This window comes from Dolichospermum sp. UHCC 0259 (assembly GCF_009711935.1).
Taxonomy (GTDB): domain Bacteria; phylum Cyanobacteriota; class Cyanobacteriia; order Cyanobacteriales; family Nostocaceae; genus Dolichospermum.
The window spans coordinates 1-942 of the sequence record NZ_VIKX01000151.1 but is presented as its reverse complement, the minus strand read 5'-3'; the positions used below and the strand labels follow the sequence as shown (position 1 = coordinate 942).

The 942-nt window shown below is 36.8% G+C and carries 1 protein-coding gene; it reads left to right on the top strand.

Annotated elements, in window-relative coordinates:
- Nucleotides 1-3 precede the first annotated feature (3 nt).
- On the top strand, nucleotides 4-795 hold the full coding sequence (locus tag FJR05_RS11930; RefSeq protein WP_254446918.1) for a hypothetical protein: 792 nt from the start codon (nucleotides 4-6) through the stop codon (nucleotides 793-795).
- Nucleotides 796-942 lie beyond the last annotated feature (147 nt).

Here is a 942-nt window from a genome sequence, read left to right as displayed (position 1 = left end):
CTTATGGCTCATTTTATGGTTCACAATTTAGCCCAAGTTATGGTTCAAGTCACACTAATTGCTGAAGGGGAAGCAGAATTGGGTGCAAGTATTCCTTACATTAAACCAGAAGATGGGGGGAAAGTTATTGAAAGAACCAGCGAGGGCGCACTGCATACTTTAATTAGACGAGAACTTGAAAATGCTGGATTTCCTGATTGTGATTTCATCCAAAGACATCCATCTATTAAAGAAAGTCAAAAACGGACTTTACGAACTGGACATTCAATTTTAGATATCAAATATCTAGCGCAAATTGTTATTTTGTGGAAACCAGAGGATGTAGACATGATCCTCATTGTGGTTGATGCTGATGATAAACTAGAGCAAAGACAAATTGATTTAGAACGAGCTTTAAATAAAATTCGTGATAATCATTTAGATATTAACGAAAAACCAATTAGCGATAGCGAAGCGCTCCGTAGGAATCGCTCTGCTGGAGGTTTAGCAATTAGAAATTTTGAGACATGGTTACTCGCTGATACCCAAAACGTTGCCAATCTTTTAGGTGTGGAGTTAGAAAAACTGGAAAATTTAGAGCATTTAGACAATACAAAGGATATTTTGGAGAATGCAATTTCTCAATCAATGTATCTATCTGAAGATAGTAGCAATCAGCGATCGCTACAAATTCGTTGGAACTTAGGTAAACATATTGATTTGGCAATAATCAAAACTGGCTGTCCACAGGGATATGCTGCTTTTACACAATCTTTACTAGTAGCAACAAAAGCAGTTATACCAATTCTTAACTAATTTGTAATAGCTTATACTAAAAACGGTTGAGACATGGACTTTTGTAAAATCACGAAAACCCAGATTTGTAGGGGTTTAGCACTGCTAAACCCTCGTAGTTTTTCACTCTCCCCCCACTTTCGAGAGTTTATAGGGTAGGTAGAAGTA